General features: G+C 54.5%; 1 protein-coding gene. It reads left to right on the forward strand.

Annotated features, from left to right (window positions below; translation table 11 throughout):
• The coding region (locus tag DXA54_RS28040) for a ParA family protein (protein WP_120081224.1) at positions 1–620 on the forward strand (620 nt) is incomplete at both ends.

The following is a 620-nucleotide window of genomic DNA, read 5'->3' on the forward strand; positions in this document are numbered from 1 at the left end:
CTGCACTATGTGAAAGGCTACAACGTAGCCGTGGTGGACTGCGATTTCCCGCAGTACAGTATCCATGACATGCGCAAGCGTGACATGAAAGCCGTCATGGAGGACGGGCATTACAAGGTGCTGGCGTATGAGCAGCTCAAACGACTGAAGAAGAACCCGTACACCATCAGATGCAGCCGTGCGGAAGATGCGGTAAAGACCGCCGAAAATCTGGTGGCAGCGCAGCCCGACCTCGATTTCGTGTTCTTCGACCTGCCGGGAACAATCAACAATGCCGATGTGGTGCAGACCATTTCCCAAATGGACTATATCTTCACGCCCATCATCGCCGACCGTGTGGTGATGGAGAGTTCCATCAAGTTCGCCACTGTCATCAACGAACAGATGATAAGCACGGGCAAGTCCGGCATCAAAGGGATTTACCTCGTGTGGAACATGGTGGACGGACGCGAAAAGACTGAACTTTACAAGGCATACGACAAGGTCTGTGCCGAGTTCGCCCTGCCCATTCTGGAAACACATCTACCGGACAGTAAGCGCTTCCGCAAGGAGACGGCGGCAGAACGCAAGGCGGTATTCCGCTCCACGGCGTTTCCGGCGGACAAAATACTGGTACGCGG

Source organism: Bacteroides sp. OF03-11BH, assembly GCF_003604005.1.
Lineage (GTDB): Bacteria > Bacteroidota > Bacteroidia > Bacteroidales > Bacteroidaceae > Bacteroides > Bacteroides ovatus.